The sequence below is a fragment of the Rothia sp. SCPM-O-B-18226 (M350) genome (assembly GCF_058213595.1).
Window position 1 is genome coordinate 715785 of record NZ_JBYQJS010000001.1, and the last position, 18090, is coordinate 733874.

Below are 18090 nucleotides of genomic sequence, written 5' to 3' on the forward strand. Positions count from 1 at the left end.
GAGGAATGACATTTTAGTGTAAGTAATTTCGGCAATTCTTTAGGGAGGTACTGTGAGCGTAGGCGACGCACACACCATTCTGGTGGTTGATGATGATGACGCCCTGGCGGAGATGATTGGTCTTGTGCTCGCGCAGGAGGGGTTCAACGCCGTTTTTTGCGAGAATGGTGCACGCGCTTTTGAAACCTTTATGCGCTCCACTCCCGACCTGGTTCTTCTGGACCTCATGCTTCCCGGAATGAACGGTATTGAGGTGTGTCAGCAGATTCGCCGTTCCTCGAACGTGCCGATCATCATGCTGACCGCCAAGAGCGATACCGAAGACGTGGTGAAGGGCCTGGAGGCCGGCGCCGACGACTACATTGCCAAGCCGTTTAAGCACGCCGAGCTGTTGGCTCGCATCCGCACCCGTCTGCGCCCGCGTGAGAGCCGCCAGCTGGTCGTGTCGATTGGCGATATCGTCATGGATATGGACGGCCGCACGGTGAAGTACCACGACACCGAGGTCCCGATGACTCCGCTGGAGTTCGATCTTTTGGCGGCCCTGGTGCGCCACCCCGGCCAGGCCCTGAGCCGTCAGGAGCTGCTGGACATGGTCTGGGGATACACCGACGTGAGCGATTCTCTGGTGAACGTGCACGTCCAGCGCTTGCGTGCAAAGTTCGATGAGCTGGGCGCGGATCGCTTTATCCAGACAGTGCGCGGTGTCGGATACAAGATTCCGACCGAATTGGTTGGTTCCTCCGCAAACTAAGCGGGAACACACGACGACTCTCACCACAGTGGCGAAGGGATAACCTGATTGTCTGTTGCGAAGTCGCGCCGTAAGCACGGCGCTTTGGCGGCGGAGGCGGTTGCCTCCGCCTCTTCGCGTACCCGAACCTCTCGGGCGCGGGAGAATCGCAAGTCGCGCCGAAACATTCCGCACCGGATGCGCAGGCTCTGGCGTGAATCCCTTCAGTTCCGTGCGTTGGCAACCGCCGGCGTGCTCATGTTCCTGAGCTTCTTGGCGGTGGGCTGGTCCCTGTCGAGCCAGATCGCAACGAGCCTGTTCGAGAACCAGAAGTCGCAGGCACTTCAGGAGTCGATCAGCGGTTTCCGTAACGTGCAGAGCGTGCTGAAGTCCTCCGAGATGCGAAGCGACAGCGAGATTCGTCGTAACGTGAGCCGTACCCTGACGGTCTTGGACGCCGGCGCATCCGGCAAACGTAGCTGGATCCTTGTGCCGCTGGAGGGGCAAGGCAAGCAGGGTTTTATCCCCGAGCAGAGTAGCGATAAGTCCCTGAACTCGTCGAGCATCCCCACGGATTTCAAGAACACCGTTCGCGATAGGGACGGCGTGTATTGGCAGACCTCCACTATTACAACGTTTGAGAATAACCGCGAACGCACCTACCCCGTGCTTATCGTGGGTACGCACGTTTCTATCGCGCAGAATCCTAGCTACGGTCTGTTCACCGTGTACGACATGACCGATTCGTCCGAGACGATTGCGCACATTAACTTCGTGCTGTTCGGCGGTTTCTGCGCCCTGCTGACCGTGGTGCTGTCCGTGGTGTGGTTCGTGACCCGCTTCGTGGTGCGCCCGATTACGCAGACCGCCATCACGGCGGAGCGTCTGGCCGCCGGTGATTTGGACCAGCGCGTGTCGGTTAAGGGCGAGGACCAGGCCGCGCGTTTGGGTATTTCCTTCAACCGTATGGCCGATTCTCTGCAGGAGAAGATTGTTCAGCTGGAGCGCCTGTCGACCCTGCAGCAGCGCTTCGTCTCGGACGTGTCGCACGAGTTGCGCACCCCGCTGTCCACGGTGCGTCTGGGCACCGAGCTGCTTTACGACTCGCGTGAGAACATGACCCCGATGCAGGTGCGAAGCGTGGAGCTTCTACACGGTCAGGTGGACCGCTTCCAGTCGATGCTGGCCGACCTGCTCGAGATTTCGCGCTTCGACGCCGGTAGTGCAATGCTGACGATTGATACCGAGGACTTCATTCAGGTGCTGTCGAATATTCTGCAGGAGGCTCTGCCGCACCTGGAGCGGACGAACACGAAGTTGAATGTGCACACGAACCACGAGAGCATCATGGTCGATATGGACCGTGTGCGTATTGAGCGTGTGCTGCGCAACCTGCTGTATAACGCGATTGAGCACGGTGAATCCCGACCGATTGATGTGTATGTCGATGCGAACGCCACGAACCTGGGTATCGCCGTGCGCGACCACGGTATCGGCCTGTCCGAGGACGAAGCTGTTCAGGTCTTCAACCGTTTCTGGCGTGCCGATACCTCGCGTAAGCGCACCCTGGGCGGTACCGGCTTGGGCCTGTCGATTGCGGCTGAGGATGTGCGCCTGCACGGAGGCACGCTTGAGGCATGGGGCGAGAAGGGCCGCGGCGCCTGCTTTACGATGAACCTTCCGCTGGTTCACGGCGCTCCGCTCGGGGAGTCCCCGGTTCTGGCGACCGGCGAACCGGAAGCGTCGACTAACCGTCCCGCGATTGCGCAGGATACCCTGCCCTCGATCGATCCGCGGCAGAAGAAGGACATCGCGGAGGGTGAGGAAGGGTAGCTTCCTACCCTTACCCAAACCGTCAAGGGCTTGCCTTTTTCGGGGGAGTGTTCCCATCCCGACGAAGCACGATGTTTTTCTGGCGATCAAAGGGAATCCATGGATGATTCGCACGCGCAATGTGCCCCGTCACATTGCGTGCACAAGGTACCTAGCCAGTACAATCGAGGAACGTATATTTTCACTCCGCTGTTACTTCTACGGGAGCGACGGCCATAACGTCACTGTTCTAGAGGAAGGTCTGACCCCTATGTCCCAGGGCGCTGTTTTCTCTCGGCGCGTTGCGCTCTCTGCGGGCGTCGCCTCGCTGGCGGCGCTCCTCAGCTCCTGTGCCGGTCTTCCCTCGAATGACCACGTGACGCAGCACAGTAGCACTCTGGGAGCGAAGGATTCGAAGACCTCCCCGGCGCGTGCGCCCGGCCCGTTGGCCGGTGCTACCCCCGAGGCCATTATCGAAGGCTTTGTCCGTGCTGGAGTCGACAGCATCGAGAACTACGCTGTGGCCCGCCAGTACCTGAGCTCCTCGTATAACCAGCATTGGAATCCCCTCGGCACGACTCGCGTGTACCGCAACACGATTCAAGCCCAGGCCGACGAGGGAATCTCTTCTTCTAACTCGGCGGAGAGCACCTACCACGTGCGCTTCCAGCAGACCGCTACGGTGAACAGCCAGGGCCTGACGAGCACCTTCCCCGAGGCGCAGACCGAGACCCAGGACTTCAAGCTGGTCAAGGAAGACAACCAGTGGCGTATTAGCTCCTGCCCCGATGGGCTGTGGCTTGACGGCAGCGAATTTGAGCGGGTGTTTAGTCCCTACCGCCTGTATTTTTACGATCGAGCCTTCCGCTACGCCGTGCCCGATATCCGGTGGTTCCCGCACATCGAGAACTACTTTGAACTTTTGGTGCGCATGTTGATGTCCGGCCCTGCATCCTACCTGAAGGGTGTCGCTTTCTCCGCCCTGACCGACTCTATGACCTTGGACGAGGCACGCCTCGTCAATAACCAGGACGCCACGGTGCGCCTGACGGGTGAGCGTCTGGATGATTCTCGCCTGGCGCGTATCCGCGAGCAGATTGTTCACGGGCTCAGCAACTTCTCCGGTCTGGAGAAGACCGAGGTGTACTACAACGGCACCCTCATTCCCGAGCAGACTCCGAACGGGTACATGCCCGTACCGCTGACGCTTTCGGTCCCCGACCGTACCGTGGCCATCACCGCGAACGGGCAGATGGTGGCCCGAGATAACTACATGAGCGCCTCGGGCGAGCAGATGCTCCTGCGCGGTGTCAGCCAGCTGAGCGCCCCGGCGATGAGCTACTCGGGCGATATGTTTGCCTGCTTGGCGAACGATGCAGGCAGCCTGTACACGGTGTACCAGGGGACCGCCCGCCGAGTGTGGCAGGGCTCGAATCTGACCGCCCCGACCTTTGACGCGTACGGTTGGGTGTGGACCGCCGATGCCGAGGGCACGGTGCGCGCCTTCAAGCCGAGCTCCGAGGACGCTCAGGAACGCGAGCGCGGGGTCGATATCGGTATGTCGTGGCCGCGTAACCTGAGCTTTACCAGCATCAACGTGTCGCACGATAGTGCGCGCATTGCGATTGTCGCTTCCACGGAGGGTGCGTCGGCCGTGATTATTTCGGGTGTGGTGCGTGACGACGCCGGTAAGCCGCTCAACCTGACCGAGATGGTGCGTCTTAGCTCCTCGGTGGTGCCCCGTAGCGCGCGGTGGGCTGGCGATCAGAACGTCGTAGTGGTGAACGTGAAGAACGGTGAATCCGAGGTAATCTCGCTGAGCGGTGAGGAGACGAAGCTGGATCGTCTGGACGGCGTGATGAGCGTGTCGACGGCCGATAATACCTCCAACATCATTGCCCACCGCTCCGATGGTTCCTGCTATGTGCTGGAGGAGCGCGGCTGGACCCGCTTGGATACCCTTCTGCACGAGATTAGCTACGCCGGTTAGGGCGCTTGCATGAATTCCCAACAGCGTGGTTTGAATTCTGAGCGGGCCCCAGGCCGGAAGCACGTGCGTGGTTCGGAGCACCCCGTGCGCTGGGTGGAGAGCGCGTGGGGATCACTCGGTGAGTTGCTCCTGCCGCGGTCGTGTTCCTGCTGTTCCGCAGTGTTGCCGTACGGCTCGGGGCCCGCGCTCTGCGATGGGTGCCTGAACCGCTGGGAGCGCGCCTGCGTGAGGGTCGAGCGGGTGCATCCGGTGCAGGACGTTCCGGAAACCGTGGCGGCTTCGCGCTATGACGGGATTGTGCCCCGGGTTGTTCTGGGGATGAAGAACGCGGGGCGGACCGATCTTGTACCGTTGATGGGGGAGGCCCTGGCTCGTTGCGTGTACGAGTTGTTGCGCGCGCACCGAGGGGAGCTCGTTCGGAATCCCGCGTCCGGTGCCGCCAAAAGCGAGGTCCTGCTGATTCCTGCCCCATCCTCACCCGCGAGCGTGCGTCGACGAGGCTACGCCCCGGCCTCGCTCCTGGCCCGTGAGGCGTCCCAACGGTTGAAGGGGCGCCTTCCCGCCGGCATGAGGGTGATGCCCCTGGACATCATGGGGTACACCTCCAGCCCATCCGGGAGTGCCGGGGGAAGTCTCGGTAGCGTTGTGGGGGCCCTGACCGGGCGTCTGGGCGGCGCCTCCGGGGGAGAGGAACAGAAGACCCTGACCGCGGTGGCTCGTTCCGAGCGGATGCACGGGGCCCTGCGCGTTCTGGAGCCGGCCCTGGTTGAGGGGCGGCTGTGCATCGTCTGCGATGATGTGGTGACGACCGGCGCAACGGCCGCGGAGATGGTCCGTGCTCTGCGTGAGGCAGGTTCCGTGGTGCTGGGCGTGTGTGCCGTAGCCTCCGTACCGAAGAAGGCCTCGCTCTAGTACCTAATCCGTGAGATGCGCCTTTTCTGTGAATGGGCCTGCAGATTGTTCTGACTATTGATAAATAGAGAGTAATGTAGGCGAATATTTGTCACATATAGTGATGTATGGCATCCATTCGTATTAGAATATAGGCAAGGGAACGGCATCGAGGTCGAACCCCCGTACCGGGTCCAGCCGGACGCGGTATAAACCCCCAACCTGGAGGGAATGATCGTGGAAGTCAACATCTACGGCCGCAATATCAAGGTCACCGAACGCCTGGAAGAGTACGTGAGCGAGAAGGTTCAGAAGTTCGCCCAGCTCGGTGATAACGTGAAGGACATCGACGTCAAGTTCAGCAAGGACGGTCACCTCGGTGGCGAGTCCATCCGCGTTGAGATTACCGTGGTCGGTACCGGCCCGGTCCTTCGCTCTGAGGCTCAGGGCAACGATAAGTTCGCGGTCTTCGATGAAACCTACGGCAAGCTCCTGGAGCGTCTGCGCCGTGCACGCGACCGCCGCAAGCTGGCTAAGCGCGGTGGCAAGCACCCGGTATCTGTGGCTGACGCTACCGGCTCGATTCCCGTTGTGAGCGAGGCAATCACCGAGATTCTGCTGCCGGATATTCCGGTGGAAGAAGCCGCCTTCGACAACAGCGAGGTCACCCTGGCCGACGAAGCCGCATCTCCCATCGAGATTCGTCACAAGAGCTTCAAGGGCGAGCGCCTGACCGCTGCAGAGGCAGTTGACCGCATGGAGCTGGTGGGCCACGATTTCTACCTGTACATTGACAGCGAGACCGGTGCCCCGGCTGCGGCATACCGCCGTAAGGGCTGGAGCTACGGCATCATCACCCTGACCGACGAATAACGGACGGGCAGGGAGTAACGGTTCATACCCGTTGAGAAATCTTCTGTGAGGTGCTGGTGTAAGCCGCAACCTCTCACCCCGGGAAGGCCCGGGTCCCGAAGGACGCAAGGTAATACGCATTATTGCCGGGTCGTCCGCTACGGGGCCCGGGCTTTCGCGTGCCCCGCGCACGGGGCCGATGCCGCCAGGCTGATGGCTCACGGTCCGAGCGCAGAGCGTAAAAAAGAGCTCGGACGGGCGAATTAGGCGGCTCTGCCATACAATATGTAGGAAGGCCTCACCGCGCGCACTCTCGCGCGCCCTTGGTGAGGGTACCGAGACAATCAAGGAGTAGAAGCTCAGTGGCATCTTTCTTGGAGAAAATCCTCCGAACCGGCGATAAGAGGGTTCTGCGACAGCTCGAGGCGTACACGAAGGCGGTGAACTCGCTCGAGGACAGCTTCGCATCCATGACCGATGAGGAGCTGCGAGCGGAAACCGATAAGTTCCGTGAGCGCGTCAAGGACGGCGAGTCCCTCGACATCCTGCTGCCGGAGGCCTTCGCGGTGGTTCGCGAAGCATCCAAGCGTACCCTGGGCAAGCGTCACTACGACGTCCAGATTATGGGCGGCGCAGCACTGCACCTGGGTAACATTGCCGAAATGAAGACCGGTGAGGGCAAGACCCTCGTCGCGACCCTGCCCGCATACCTGAACGCTCTGAGCGGCAAGGGCGTGCACATCGTGACCGTGAACGACTACCTGGCCGAGTACCAGGCGAACCTCATGGGCCGCGTGTTCCGTTTCCTGGGTATGGAATGCGGCGTGATTCTCTCCTCGATGGAGCCCGACGAGCGCCGCAAGCAGTATGCCGCGGACATCACCTACGGTACGAACAACGAGTTTGGCTTCGACTACCTGCGCGACAACATGGCCTGGACCGTGGAGGAGCAGGTTCAGCGTGGCCACAACTTCGCCATTATCGATGAGGTCGACTCCATTCTGATTGATGAGGCGCGTACCCCTCTGATTATTTCCGGCCCCGCCGCTGGCGAGGCAAACCGCTGGTACGCAGAGTTTGCGCGCATCGCCGCAACGATGCTCAAGCGTGATGAAGACTACGAGGTGGACGAGAAGAAGCGCACCGTCGGTATCCTCGAGCCCGGTATCGATAAGGTGGAAGACCACCTGGGCGTGAAGAATCTCTACGAATCCAAGAACACTCCGCTGATTGGCTTCCTGAACAACGCCATTAAGGCGAAGGAGCTGTTCACCAACAACAAGGACTACGTGGTCATCGACGGCGAGGTTCTGATTGTGGACGAGCACACCGGCCGTATTCTGCCGGGCCGCCGCTACAACGACGGCATCCACCAGGCGATTGAGGCGAAGGAAGGCGTCGAGATCAAGCCTGAGAACCAGACCATGGCGACCGTGACCCTGCAGAACTACTTCCGCATGTACGACAAGCTTTCGGGCATGACGGGTACCGCAGAGACCGAAGCCGCCGAGTTCATGAACACCTACAACCTGGGTGTCGTGCCGATTCCCACCAACAAGGGCGTGCAGCGCGTCGATAACCCCGATAAGGTGTACCGCGACGAGATTGCCAAGTTCAAGGCCGTCGTCAAGGACATTAAGGAACGCCACGAGAAGGGCCAGCCGATTCTGGTCGGTACCGCCAGCGTGGAGAACTCCGAGTACCTGTCCCGCCAGTTGGCGAAGGCCGGCGTGCGTCACGAGGTGCTGAACGCGAAGAACAACGAGCGTGAGGCCGCGATTGTGGCTCAGGCGGGCCGTAAGGGCGCCGTCACCGTGGCAACCAACATGGCCGGTCGCGGTACCGACATCATGCTCGGCGGCAACCCCGAGTTCGAGGCCGTCGAGAAGATGCGTCAGCTGGGCCTGGACCCGAACACCAACTCCGAGGCGTATGAGGCCCGCTGGCCCGAAGTTCTCAAGGAGTGCGAGGAAGCCGCAGAAGCAGAGCACGAGGAGGTCACCGAGCTCGGTGGTCTGTACGTGCTTGGTACCGAGCGCCACGAGTCCCGCCGTATCGACAACCAGCTGCGCGGTCGTTCCGGTCGTCAGGGCGATCCGGGCGAGTCCCGCTTCTACCTGTCGCTGACCGATGAGCTCATGCGTCTGTTCAACACCGGCATGGCGACCCGCCTCATGGCGGCGGCCCCCGAGGACTCCGCACTGGACTCCAAGATTGTCAGCCGTGCCATTGCCACCGCGCAGGCCAACGTTGAGGGCCGTAACGCCGAGCAGCGTAAGAACGTGCTCAAGTATGACGATGTGCTCAACCGCCAGCGCGAGGCCATCTACAAGGATCGTAGCCGTATTCTGCACGGTGACGACCTGAAGGAACAGATTTCCGGTTTCGTGGACGAGGTGCTGACCTCCATCATCGACGCCCGCGTCTCCGAGGGGCATGCCGAGGACTGGGATTTCGAGGAGCTTTGGAATGCCCTCAAGCAGGTGTACCCCATCTCCATTACCGTGGATGACCTAGCTGAGGACGCAGGCGATCGCACCAAGATTACCCGCGACCAGATCGTGAAGGAAGTCCTTGCGGACGCTCACGTCGTGTACGACGAGCGTGAGGAGAGCGTCGGCGAAGAGAGCATGCGTGAGATTGAACGCCGCGTGATGCTCTCGGTCATCGGTCAGCGCTGGCCCGAGCACCTGTACGAGATGGAGTACCTCAAGGAAGGTATCGGTCTGCGTGCAATGGCCCAGCGTGACCCGCTGGTTGAATACCAGCGTGAGGGCTACGACATGTACCAGTCGATGCTCGACGCTGTTCGCGAGGAGACCGTGACCTACCTGTACAACCTGGACCTGTCCAAGCAGCGCACTCAGGCTTCCGCCGTGCGCCTGGCTGAGCCTTCGCGTCCGAAGTTCCTGCAGTACTCGGCCCCCGACGAGGACGGCCACACTCAGGTGCACGTGGAGCGTTCTCAGAAGAAGTAGTCGCGGTATAAACCCCGAAACGTACGGAGAGGGTGCGAATCCATCACTGGGTTCGCACCCTCTCCGCGCGTTTATAGGTTTATAGCAATCTGAGCTAACGGGGCTCGTCCTTCCTCGGGGCAGAGCCCGCTAATTTGCGCCCGGCCGATTCTGCGGCTGCTCGATGGAAGTGATAAGCCAGGTACCGTGCAGTTCCCGAACCTGCAGGGTAACCACCCTGATACCCTGACCGCATCGGAACAGAGCAACCGCCTCGTAGAGCTTGGGATTGACCCGCTGTGCGCGGACCCGAAGGAGCGCCGGAGGCATCGAGAGGGCCTGCCCTGCGGGAACTTGACGAGGATTCTTGGGAAAGCGCGGTAGCAGGCGGTGAAAGCAATCCGCCGAAACCCACTGAGCGAGCTGCTGGCGCGAGCGTCGGGCGGCCATGATTTCGAGATAGGCAATGGCCACGCCCGCGCAACGCCCCTCAATTTGGCGGGAGATGGCGTCCACGGGGCGAAGCGGGCGACCAGCCCGAGGAGGTGCTGTTCGGTGCGAGGAGCTCTGCTCATAGCGGGGGAGAGGAACAATCGATACTGGGGAATCGAAGCCTCGGGCCTGCACAAGGGCGAGGGTTCCGGGTGCCTGCGCAAGCTTTTGCGAAGGCTCCGGAACGGAATCTGGGGTCGGCGTGCTCACCTTCGGGGGAGGGAACGTGCGGAGCGCCGGAGTGCGGCGGGGGAGCGGGGGAAGAAGAGGCGTGAAGCCCATGACGGGTTCCTTTCTGAAATGATGTAGAGGAAGATAACCGGTTAGCGACGGAAAGTTTGTAGCGGCTGCTCGGGAATCTGGAGTACCTGCCCCTCGTACAGCAGATCGGCGTTCCGCCCCAGCGCCTCGCGGTTGGCGCTGTAGATATCGAGGGTGTAATCGTAAATAACGGAGGCATCGGTGCCTTCGCCCAGCTGTTCGGCGGCGATGGACCAGAGAGTATCTCCGGCGCGTACCGTGTAGGCATAGGTACCGCGAGTATCGTGCGAGGGCGCGAAGAATGGGCTGCGATCCTGGAGTGACCCGGTGGATTCGGTAGTGTTTGGGGCGAGGGGAATCTCTGCATTGGTGGTGTTTCCCGCATCGGTCGGTTCCGTCTGGTACGCGACCGATGAACCGTCGGTACTGTACCCGGCTGAGCACGCATCCGGGGCCATCAACGAGGTGGTCGGCGCGGTCAGCGCGGGGGTGTGACTCGCCTCGGCGGCGTGTGCCGGGGCGAAGACCGCCCCAAGCCCGATGGCCGTGCCGCCCAGCGTCAGAACGATGCGACGCATGAAGAGCGGGCGGAAAATGTGCGGCGTTCTCGGCAAACGAGGTTCCAGGGGGTTAGTGACCCTGTGGGCGGTTCGGGCCTCGTGAAGGGCGCAGACGAAGCTGACAATCCACCAGAGGGTGATGAGTACAGCTGATATCCCCGCGCAGAGGAGCACCGCATCGGTGAGCGGGTGGGCTGAAGGGATGCGCGGCAGGTGGACGCAGAGGGCAGCCAGCACAAGCGCAGAGAGTACCGGGGGAGCCGTGAACAGAAAGATGTCTTGGCGGCTGGCCCGCGCCTCGGGACGGAGCGCTTCGGAACGGGGCTCGTCGCTGCGTACACCGTGCGCGTATTGTGATGTTTGGTCCACGATGACCTCCAAAGAGTACGTTTGGTAACCCTGTTTGTATTCTATTTATACCCCATGCTCCTATCTAGATGTAGCAAAATGCATTAAAACACATGAAAATTTTAGTTTTTTTGCTTTATTGAGGGATATTGGGGGTAGTTTTTTGTCACATCGTGTCATTAGAGTCTGTTTTGACCCGAGAGTTCCGAGTATCCGGTAGGGTCAAATCATGAGCATGGAAAAATTCCTCCGAGATATAGAAGCCCGACTGGCCTCCGAGCGAGCCTGGGAGCTCGAACAGGACGCCCGCCAGGTTGCGCGCGTGCAATACTCCACCATCACCCTCGATGATCGCCTCCTGGCCCAAAAAGGTGGCCCCGTCCGGGTCTGCGCGACAGATATGCAGGTCTATGAGGGGAACCTCGATATGGTGGGGGAGGAATGGATTAACCTTGAATCCCACGGCGAGAGCATCCTCATTCCCCTGCGGGGCATGCTCTGGTGGGAGGGCGGTCGAGCGCCCGGCCGTGCAGAAATTCGCCCAGGAAGGTATCGCATGAAGCTGCGGCTCGCCCTGCGAGCGTTGGGCGTGGCGCGCGAACCGGTCCGCCTCTCCCTCGAGGGCGGAACCGTTAGCTACGACGGGGTTATCGAGCGAGTAGGGGCAGATTTTTTGGAGCTCCGTCTTCTCAACGGGGGACAGTATCCTCGCATCTACGAACGGGGATCCTATTCGCGCGGGCCCCGTGAGGTGCGGGCGCCCGGCGCGGGTGTCAGAATTATTCCGCTGGCGCGTATAAGCGCCGTTATTGCACGTATTTCACGGTAGCTTTGCGGCGACTCTGAATGATTCTGAAAGATAAAAATAGTCGTCCGGAGAATAGAACAAGGGCCCGTTCCCTCATGAAAGGGGACGGGCCCTTGCAGACACCTGGCAGAGCGTCTTGGGTAAAACTATGTTGTATTACTCGGCCTTCGCCTTGGCAGTCAGCTTACCGGAAGCAATAGCCTCCAGGGTCTGCTCGTGACGCTCGGTAATGTACTCCTCGAAACGAGAACGTTCGATGCGCCACTGATTGCGGCCGCCAATCTGGATTGCGGGCAACTCGCCGCTACGCACCAGAGCACGCACCTGCGAAAGCGAAACCTGCAGTTCCTCAGCGACATCGCTCAGGGTGAGGAAACGAGGTGCAGACATGAATCTATCCTTTCCATATGTGGAATCTTGGGCCCCAGTGTCACGGATTCGCGACACTACATTGAGAGTTCTCATCGAACATCTACTGAGTACCTTCAGTATATGACACTGGGGTAAAAATTGCTCGCAAAAGCCTTATACTGCCCGAAATATTATCGAATCGTGTCTGAAAATGAGGGTAGGTTTGCGAGCATTTCATAAAATGCGTTCTTGTTGAGTGAATACACTAAATGAAATATCCTGTTAGGGTTAGTCTCTATAGCGCTTATAGGAACATCTAACAACTCACTCGCTCATCGGTTAGTTGAATACAACGGCTCGGCAGCTCGCCGAACTTCCGTACCGAAAGGCACAACCCACATGCGTACACGACAGAACGCGACGAAGCGTTCTACCCTCACCGAACCGCACGCCAAACGCCTCAAAAGGCCCACCATTAAAGACTGGAGATTCATTCTGGGGATTCTCCTGGTCCTCGTCTCTATGACGGGCGTCCAGCTCTACGTGCAGGCGAACAACCACAAAACCGAGTACTACACCGCCAAGACAGAAATCCGCATGGGTGAGAAAATTACCGACGATAAGCTCGCCCGGGTGGAAGCCAATATTGACGTTGCCAGCGATAAGTACTTCACCCGAGCCGATACCGCCCTAATGCAGGGAAAAATTGCAACGCAGCGCATCCCCGCCGGAAACCTCATCAGTAGGGAAGCTATCGGCACCGAAACCCCCTCCGGGCGTCGGCTCGCCACCATCACCATCGATCGAACCGCAGCGGCCACGCTAAAGACGGGGGAACGCGTAGATGTGTGGACCTCCGGGCCCCGTAACCAGGACACCAAACGACAGGAACCCGCCGAGAGCAACCCGTCTGGCGCCCGCGCCATCGTGACCAACGCCGAGATCGCCTCCATCACGGTAGACGAGGGCGTGCTGGGCGCGAACGGTAAGGCCACCGTGCAATTATGGGTGAAGGAAGAAGCCATCGCGGCGCTCGTACAGGAGAGCAATAGCGACTCGAAACTCAGCCTCATTCCCGGAACCTACGGGGAGGGTGAATGAATATCCCGGTCATCCTCTACGGCGATGACGGCACGCTCCTGAGCGGTATCGAAACTCAGCACGGGCGCATCTCGGTTGCCCGTACCGTTCAGGACTTCAGCGAGGCTCTCGGCATGGCCCACACCGGCATCGCCAGGGCACTACTCTGCGCTCGCGTTCCCTCAGAGTTGAGCGCCTCCACCGTTGACTCTCTCGCCCAATCCGAGGTTCTGCTCGCCGTCATCGCGCCCGAGAACCTGCCGCTACCGGCCGAGGCTCACCGCATCCGCACCGAGGCTGCGCTGGAAGAAATCCTTGGCTCCATCGAACGGGCTGTGGATGCGGCCTTGGCTCGGCCTCGCGGTGCGTACGGTGTGCAGCACACGGCATCCGGCACGCTGCCCGGAAACACCCTGACGATGGATCCCTCCGGGTACGGTTACGACGCGGCGGGCCAGAACGCGGTGGGCTACGGCTACGATATCGGGACCGGACACGCCGACTACTCCTTGCCGGGCCTCTCAGCCGGGGCGTACGGTTACGACCCCGCATACGGGGCTCAGTCTCCCGAATTTCCCGCGGATTCCTACGGCCGCAATACCCCCAAGGGGGCCGTGCCTTCCTCATTCGACCCCGTGGCGCAGAACCCCGAGGCGCCAGCAATCCCGGGCGATGAAGAATCCGTGCTGACCCGGGCTGCCGCCATCGTCGATGGGTTCGCACCCGGTAGCGAATACGCCCGCCGATTCGAGGAAGAAAACGGCGACAGCCAGCCCCTGCATCCGGACATCACCCCGACACCCGAAGCCCCGGCCCGTTACCAGCCCGGGCACCGCATCGGCAAGATTCTGACCGTTTGGGGCACCCACGGCGCACCCGGCCGAAGCACCATCGCGTTCAACCTTGCGGCGCTGGCCGCGCAGAAGGGGCAGAGTGTATGCCTGATCGATGCGGATACCTACGCACCCAGCCTCGACGCGCTCATGGCGTTGGAAGACGCAGGATCGGGCTTGGCCATTATCTGCTCGGACGCTGACCGCGCGCAGCTCGACGAGAAGAAGGCCGGAGCAATCATGGAACGGGTTCCGCTCAAGCAGGGATTCTTCGATTTTCTGAGCGGGATTACCTCGTCCTCTCGCTGGCCGGAGGTGCGTGCCCGTGCCTTTAGCGAGGTGCTGGGCTGGCTCAAGCTCCACTACGATATCGTCATCTGCGATGTGGCCGCGCCCATCGAGGTGGACGAGGAACTCACCTTTGACGGACCCGCGCCCCGCCGTAACGCCGCGACCCTCACCGCCCTGGCGGAGTCCGATCGCGTGATTGTCGTGGGGGAGGCTGACGTGGTGGGTCTGCCTCGCCTCATCAACCTGGCCCGCGAGGTGCAGGAGCGGTCGGACCTCATGGCTCCCGGCACGAGTGTGCAGTACTGGCTCAACCGTTCCCGGCGTGAGGCGGCGGGCTTCAACCCAGAGGCAAAGATGCGCGATAACTGGTCCCGCTACCTCTCCGTTCCCCTGGACGGGGTGATTCCATACGAGCGGAAGATCATGGATCGCCTGCGCCGTAACGGGGAGGCCCTCCTGGAGGTTGCGCCTCGACATGCGATGGTGCAGGCATTCGATGCGATGCTGGAGGGAATGTACGCGGTACGGCCCGTAGGCTGAGGCCCCTTCTAATACGGTCTTATTGCTTCTAGCATTGGTAGGTTTTGGTCCCAATAGATATACCCGGTGCCTCGCGACCGGTCGGCCCCGTTCGGGCGCACTGGACGCGATGCATCGGGTATATTTTGGTGGGGTACGTAGCGTGAGAACGATTCGCCCTGAGCAATGTAATATTCGGGGAAATTCTGAGACTTAGGAGCGACTAACATCTCGCTCTTCTATCCGTTTCTTTAAGCGTGGAGCGCCGCAGCGCTGATTTCAGGCAATCTCTCAGACAAGCTCGTTACACTGACCGAAATATTACCGCCCGAAATAGACTCGGGCGGGCAACCGCATAAAATGGTTGAAGATACCTGAACTTACGGGAAGCACACAAACATGTCTTTTGCAGAAGGAATTCTGAGCGCCTGCGACTTCGGCCCTGGCGATATTGAACGCATTCACCTCATCATGGGGGAATGGCAGATTATCTCTGATATTGCCCAGAGCGACCTTGTCCTCTGGTTCCCCACCGACTACGTGGTTGCCGACGGCACCTCCCCGGATGCCGTTTCCGGTCCCCGCGAAACCAGTACCTTCGCAGCATTTGCACATGTGCGCCCCTCCAACGTCCGCACCCTCTTCCACCACGACATCATTGACCACGACATGGAAGACGGCATCCGCGACGAGGCCTACCGTGCCTGGACGACCCAGGAGATCAGCACCTACACCGACCCGGCCAGGGGAGAAGGCCTGGGATACCGCCCGGAGGTAAACATCACCTTCGTGCCGATTGTGCGCAATAACCGCACTATTGCCCTGCTCACCAGCCATCGCGTTGCCACTCTTCACACCTATCCCAGCCTGAGCGAAGAGGTCTACGAGTTCGTCACCGACACCATGCTGACCATGTTGCACAGCGGCCTGTGGCCCGACCCGCTGGCCCAGGGCAGCCGCACGCAGGGTAATCCTCGCGCGATTGACGGCATTATCGTGCTCGACCCGACCGGTCGCGTGGTCGTTGCTTCCCCCAATGCCAACTCGATGTACACCCGCATGGGCATGACCGGTTACCTTGAGAAGCGTAACCTGGCCGACGTGACCCGTGCGATGCTCTCCTCCGGCGAGGAGGCGGACGAAACCCTGCAGCTGGTCCTGGCCGGCCGTAGCGACCTGCGTACCGAGCTGACCATCGCCCGAGCACGCGTGACGATGCGCGCCATCCCCCTGCTCAAGCAGAAGGGTGCGCACATCGAGCGCCTGGGCGCCCTGATTCTCTGCCGCGACGTCACCGAGTTGCGCCGTCGCGAGATGGAGCTCATGACCAAGGATGCAACCATCCGCGAGATTCACCACCGCGTGAAGAACAACCTGCAGACGGTGTCCGCTCTGCTGCGCTTGCAGTCCCGTCGCATGACCTCCGATGAGGCGCGTCAGGGCTTGGAACAGGCGATGCGTCGTGTCGCCACGATTGCCACCGTGCACGAGGCTCTCTCGCAGGGTCTGGCTCAGAACGTCGACTTTGACGAGCTTATCGAGCGTCAGTTCCACCTGGCCGCCGAGCTGGCCTCCCCCGGCCAGCACGTGACGACCAAGCTGCTGGGATCCTTTGGTGCCCTGCCTAGCCAGTTCGCGACCCCCTTGGCGCTGGTGATTAACGAGGTCGTCGCCAATGCCGTGGAGCACGGACTCGACGGAGAAACCGGAACCGTGACGCTCGAGGGTATTCGCGGCACCAATGACGAGGGTGAGGACACCCTGACTGTCATTATTACCGATGACGGTAAGGGCATGGGCGATAAGAAGATTGAAGAATCCGGCCCGAACGCCTACCGCCCGGTCAGCGGTAAGGAAGGCCTGGGCATGCAGATTGTGCGCACCCTGGTGGCGAGCGAGCTCAACGGCTCAATCCGTTGGGAGGCTAACGAACCGACCGGTACCCGCGTGGTTATTACGGCGCTCCTCATCTAAAGCGAAGAGAAAACCCGGCCGCGGGACCTTGATTTTGGGGTTCCGCGGCCGGGTTTATCGTTGCATCGGGTATAGCAAAAGCGTGGTGCAGTGACCGATAAGTCACTGCACCACGCTTTTTAATGCCCTATTGAATACTCCGGAAGTTAGGATGCACGGCGGGCACGAGCTGCGCGACGCTTCATGGCGCGACGCTCGTCTTCACTGGTGCCACCCCACACGCCGGAGTCCTGGCCGGTCTCGATGGCCCACTTCAGGCAGACGTCAATAACCTCGCAAGAGCGGCAGACGGTCTTAGCCTCTTCAATCTGCAACAGGGCGGGTCCGGTGTTTCCAACGGGGAAGAACAGCTCCGGGTCCTTGTCCAAACAAGCTGCACGACTACGCCAATCCACGGTGGACCTCCTTCTCTATGTGCAGTCCCGCCGAAGCGAGATGCTGTTTATTATTCCTGTGCGCGTGCCAAATAGGCCCACCGTTGGGGTGTGCGCCCCAAGTTAGGGTGAAATTTGACTTATCAACTTTCGCACGTCGGGGCTAATGTGACAAGTGCTTTAAGCTAAAAACTTGAAGTATTACACTGAGGCATCTATCACTAAGGGGAGCCTTTGTCTAATTGTCCGGCTGGAGAATCGCATGGTGGCACAACCTGGCGCTGAGTCATCTCACAACCGGGGAGCTGCCCCGCAGGGGAGTGGCGCCTCGGGCATAATATAAAGCGGTACTTCACCCGACGAACCGCACCGATGACGAGGCGGCGAGCCCCTGCACAAATGCAGGCACCCCGCGCGCAAACAAGTGTGCGGGGGAAGTGCCCAGCCGCTAAACTACAAGCGCATCAGGCTGAATACCCCTCGGCCTGCCAACGACACCACCTGTGAGGAGCCCACCGTGACGTCACGCCCGTTCAACGTCCTCTACGCATTCGTTCTGACCGAAACCTTCGCGGCATACATTTTGATTCGCGGTATCCTCTACCCCTTCCTCCTTTCTAATGGCGAGCCCGCCCAGGGCGTGGTCGGCGGCGTACTTCAAGTGCTCATCGCCGCGGGCATGACCTTTTACGCCCTGCGTTTCTACCGCGGACGTTACGGCTCGCGCCTGCCCATGATCCTGATTACTCTCTGCGCCCTGTGGATCACTGCAAGCACCCTCATCATGAACGTGAGCGCCTTCGGCCTGAATATTGGCCAGTCCATGACGATTGCGGGTGTTATTGGTGCGGCGGTAGCCTTCATCTTCGTCCTGATGCCCAGCAGCCGCCGCTACATCGAAGCCGTCACCGAGGAACGCGGTGAGGAAGCCAAGCGTATCGGCCGCCGCCGCTAGGCTATCGCC

The 18090-nt window shown here is 60.6% G+C and carries 15 protein-coding genes; 11 read left to right on the forward strand and 4 right to left on the reverse strand.

The window, feature by feature from the left end; genetic code table 11:
- The first annotated feature begins 52 nt into the window (after positions 1–52).
- The 6 genes from mtrA (at position 53) to secA (ending at position 9256) form a co-directional block, all read left to right on the forward strand.
- Positions 53–754 carry an MtrAB system response regulator MtrA gene (gene mtrA / locus AC3E6W_RS03045; protein WP_080974956.1) on the forward strand — a complete coding sequence of 234 codons (702 nt, stop codon included), beginning with the start codon at positions 53–55 and terminating at the stop codon, positions 752–754.
- A gap of 48 nt (positions 755–802) precedes the next feature.
- Positions 803–2566 carry an MtrAB system histidine kinase MtrB gene (gene mtrB / locus AC3E6W_RS03050; RefSeq protein ID WP_490652288.1) on the forward strand — a complete coding sequence of 588 codons (1764 nt, stop codon included), beginning with the start codon at positions 803–805 and terminating at the stop codon, positions 2564–2566.
- Positions 2567–2816: 250 nt separating this feature from the next.
- Positions 2817–4535 (forward strand): LpqB family beta-propeller domain-containing protein, encoded by a 1719-nt coding sequence (locus tag AC3E6W_RS03055; RefSeq protein WP_070682435.1) that lies wholly within the window; start codon positions 2817–2819, stop codon positions 4533–4535.
- A 567-nt stretch (positions 4536–5102) separates the two neighbouring features.
- On the forward strand, positions 5103–5447 hold the full coding sequence (locus AC3E6W_RS03060; protein ID WP_490652289.1) for a ComF family protein: 345 nt from the start codon (positions 5103–5105) through the stop codon (positions 5445–5447).
- A gap of 216 nt (positions 5448–5663) precedes the next feature.
- A complete protein-coding gene (gene hpf / locus AC3E6W_RS03065; RefSeq protein ID WP_070484057.1) occupies positions 5664–6299 on the forward strand; it encodes a ribosome hibernation-promoting factor, HPF/YfiA family in 636 nt (211 codons plus the stop codon).
- Positions 6300–6640: 341 nt separating this feature from the next.
- Positions 6641–9256 (forward strand): preprotein translocase subunit SecA, encoded by a 2616-nt coding sequence (secA, locus tag AC3E6W_RS03070; protein ID WP_294617507.1) that lies wholly within the window; start codon positions 6641–6643, stop codon positions 9254–9256.
- A 129-nt stretch (positions 9257–9385) separates the two neighbouring features.
- Here the strand turns inward: secA and AC3E6W_RS03075 are convergent, their stop codons facing one another.
- Both AC3E6W_RS03075 and AC3E6W_RS03080 read right to left on the reverse strand, forming a co-directional pair.
- The gene (locus AC3E6W_RS03075) at positions 9386–9709 is read right to left on the reverse strand and encodes an Rv3235 family protein (protein WP_366935520.1); all 324 of its coding nucleotides are present in this window, start codon (positions 9707–9709) and stop codon (positions 9386–9388) included.
- Positions 9710–10050: 341 nt separating this feature from the next.
- Complete coding sequence (locus AC3E6W_RS03080) at positions 10051–10917, reverse strand: LysM peptidoglycan-binding domain-containing protein (protein ID WP_490652290.1); 867 nt, start codon at positions 10915–10917, stop codon at positions 10051–10053.
- 208 nt (positions 10918–11125) lie between these two features.
- Here AC3E6W_RS03080 and AC3E6W_RS03085 point away from each other — a divergent pair, with 208 nt between their 5' ends.
- Entirely contained in the window at positions 11126–11725 is a 600-nt protein-coding gene (locus tag AC3E6W_RS03085) for a histidine kinase (protein WP_490652291.1), read from the forward strand.
- 135 nt (positions 11726–11860) lie between these two features.
- Here AC3E6W_RS03085 and AC3E6W_RS03090 read toward each other — a convergent pair whose 3' ends face one another.
- Positions 11861–12094, reverse strand: coding sequence for a helix-turn-helix domain-containing protein (locus AC3E6W_RS03090; RefSeq protein WP_049333339.1), 234 nt, complete (start codon positions 12092–12094; stop codon positions 11861–11863).
- A 360-nt stretch (positions 12095–12454) separates the two neighbouring features.
- Here AC3E6W_RS03090 and AC3E6W_RS03095 point away from each other — a divergent pair, with 360 nt between their 5' ends.
- The 3 genes from AC3E6W_RS03095 (at position 12455) to AC3E6W_RS03105 (ending at position 16752) form a co-directional block, all read left to right on the forward strand.
- Positions 12455–13156, forward strand: a complete 702-nt coding sequence (locus tag AC3E6W_RS03095; RefSeq protein ID WP_490652292.1) for an SAF domain-containing protein — start codon at positions 12455–12457, stop codon at positions 13154–13156.
- Positions 13153–14799 (forward strand): CpaE/TadZ family protein, encoded by a 1647-nt coding sequence (locus AC3E6W_RS03100; RefSeq protein WP_490652293.1) that lies wholly within the window; start codon positions 13153–13155, stop codon positions 14797–14799. Before AC3E6W_RS03095 ends, AC3E6W_RS03100 begins: the two co-directional genes overlap by 4 nt.
- 378 nt (positions 14800–15177) lie before the next feature.
- Positions 15178–16752 (forward strand): sensor histidine kinase, encoded by a 1575-nt coding sequence (locus AC3E6W_RS03105; RefSeq protein WP_070483824.1) that lies wholly within the window; start codon positions 15178–15180, stop codon positions 16750–16752.
- A 146-nt stretch (positions 16753–16898) separates the two neighbouring features.
- On the opposite strand, the gene AC3E6W_RS03110 is transcribed toward AC3E6W_RS03105, so the two are convergent.
- Positions 16899–17147 (reverse strand): WhiB family transcriptional regulator, encoded by a 249-nt coding sequence (locus tag AC3E6W_RS03110; protein WP_004005030.1) that lies wholly within the window; start codon positions 17145–17147, stop codon positions 16899–16901.
- 496 nt (positions 17148–17643) lie between these two features.
- Here AC3E6W_RS03110 and AC3E6W_RS03115 point away from each other — a divergent pair, with 496 nt between their 5' ends.
- Positions 17644–18081 (forward strand): alpha-N-acetylglucosamine transferase, encoded by a 438-nt coding sequence (locus tag AC3E6W_RS03115; RefSeq protein ID WP_490652294.1) that lies wholly within the window; start codon positions 17644–17646, stop codon positions 18079–18081.
- The last annotated feature ends 9 nt before the right edge of the window (positions 18082–18090 follow it).

Coding starts and splice junctions, on each gene's coding strand:
- AC3E6W_RS03055 (WP_070682435.1), top strand. CDS start 2,817: ATGTCCCAGGGCGCTGTTTTCTCTCGGCGCGTTGCGCTCTCTGCGGGC.
- AC3E6W_RS03060 (WP_490652289.1), top strand. CDS start 5,103: ATGAGGGTGATGCCCCTGGACATCATGGGGTACACCTCCAGCCCATCC.
- AC3E6W_RS03095 (WP_490652292.1), top strand. CDS start 12,455: ATGCGTACACGACAGAACGCGACGAAGCGTTCTACCCTCACCGAACCG.
- AC3E6W_RS03100 (WP_490652293.1), top strand. CDS start 13,153: ATGAATATCCCGGTCATCCTCTACGGCGATGACGGCACGCTCCTGAGC.
- AC3E6W_RS03105 (WP_070483824.1), top strand. CDS start 15,178: ATGTCTTTTGCAGAAGGAATTCTGAGCGCCTGCGACTTCGGCCCTGGC.
- AC3E6W_RS03090 (WP_049333339.1), bottom strand. CDS start 12,094: ATGTCTGCACCTCGTTTCCTCACCCTGAGCGATGTCGCTGAGGAACTG.
- AC3E6W_RS03085 (WP_490652291.1), top strand. CDS start 11,126: ATGAGCATGGAAAAATTCCTCCGAGATATAGAAGCCCGACTGGCCTCC.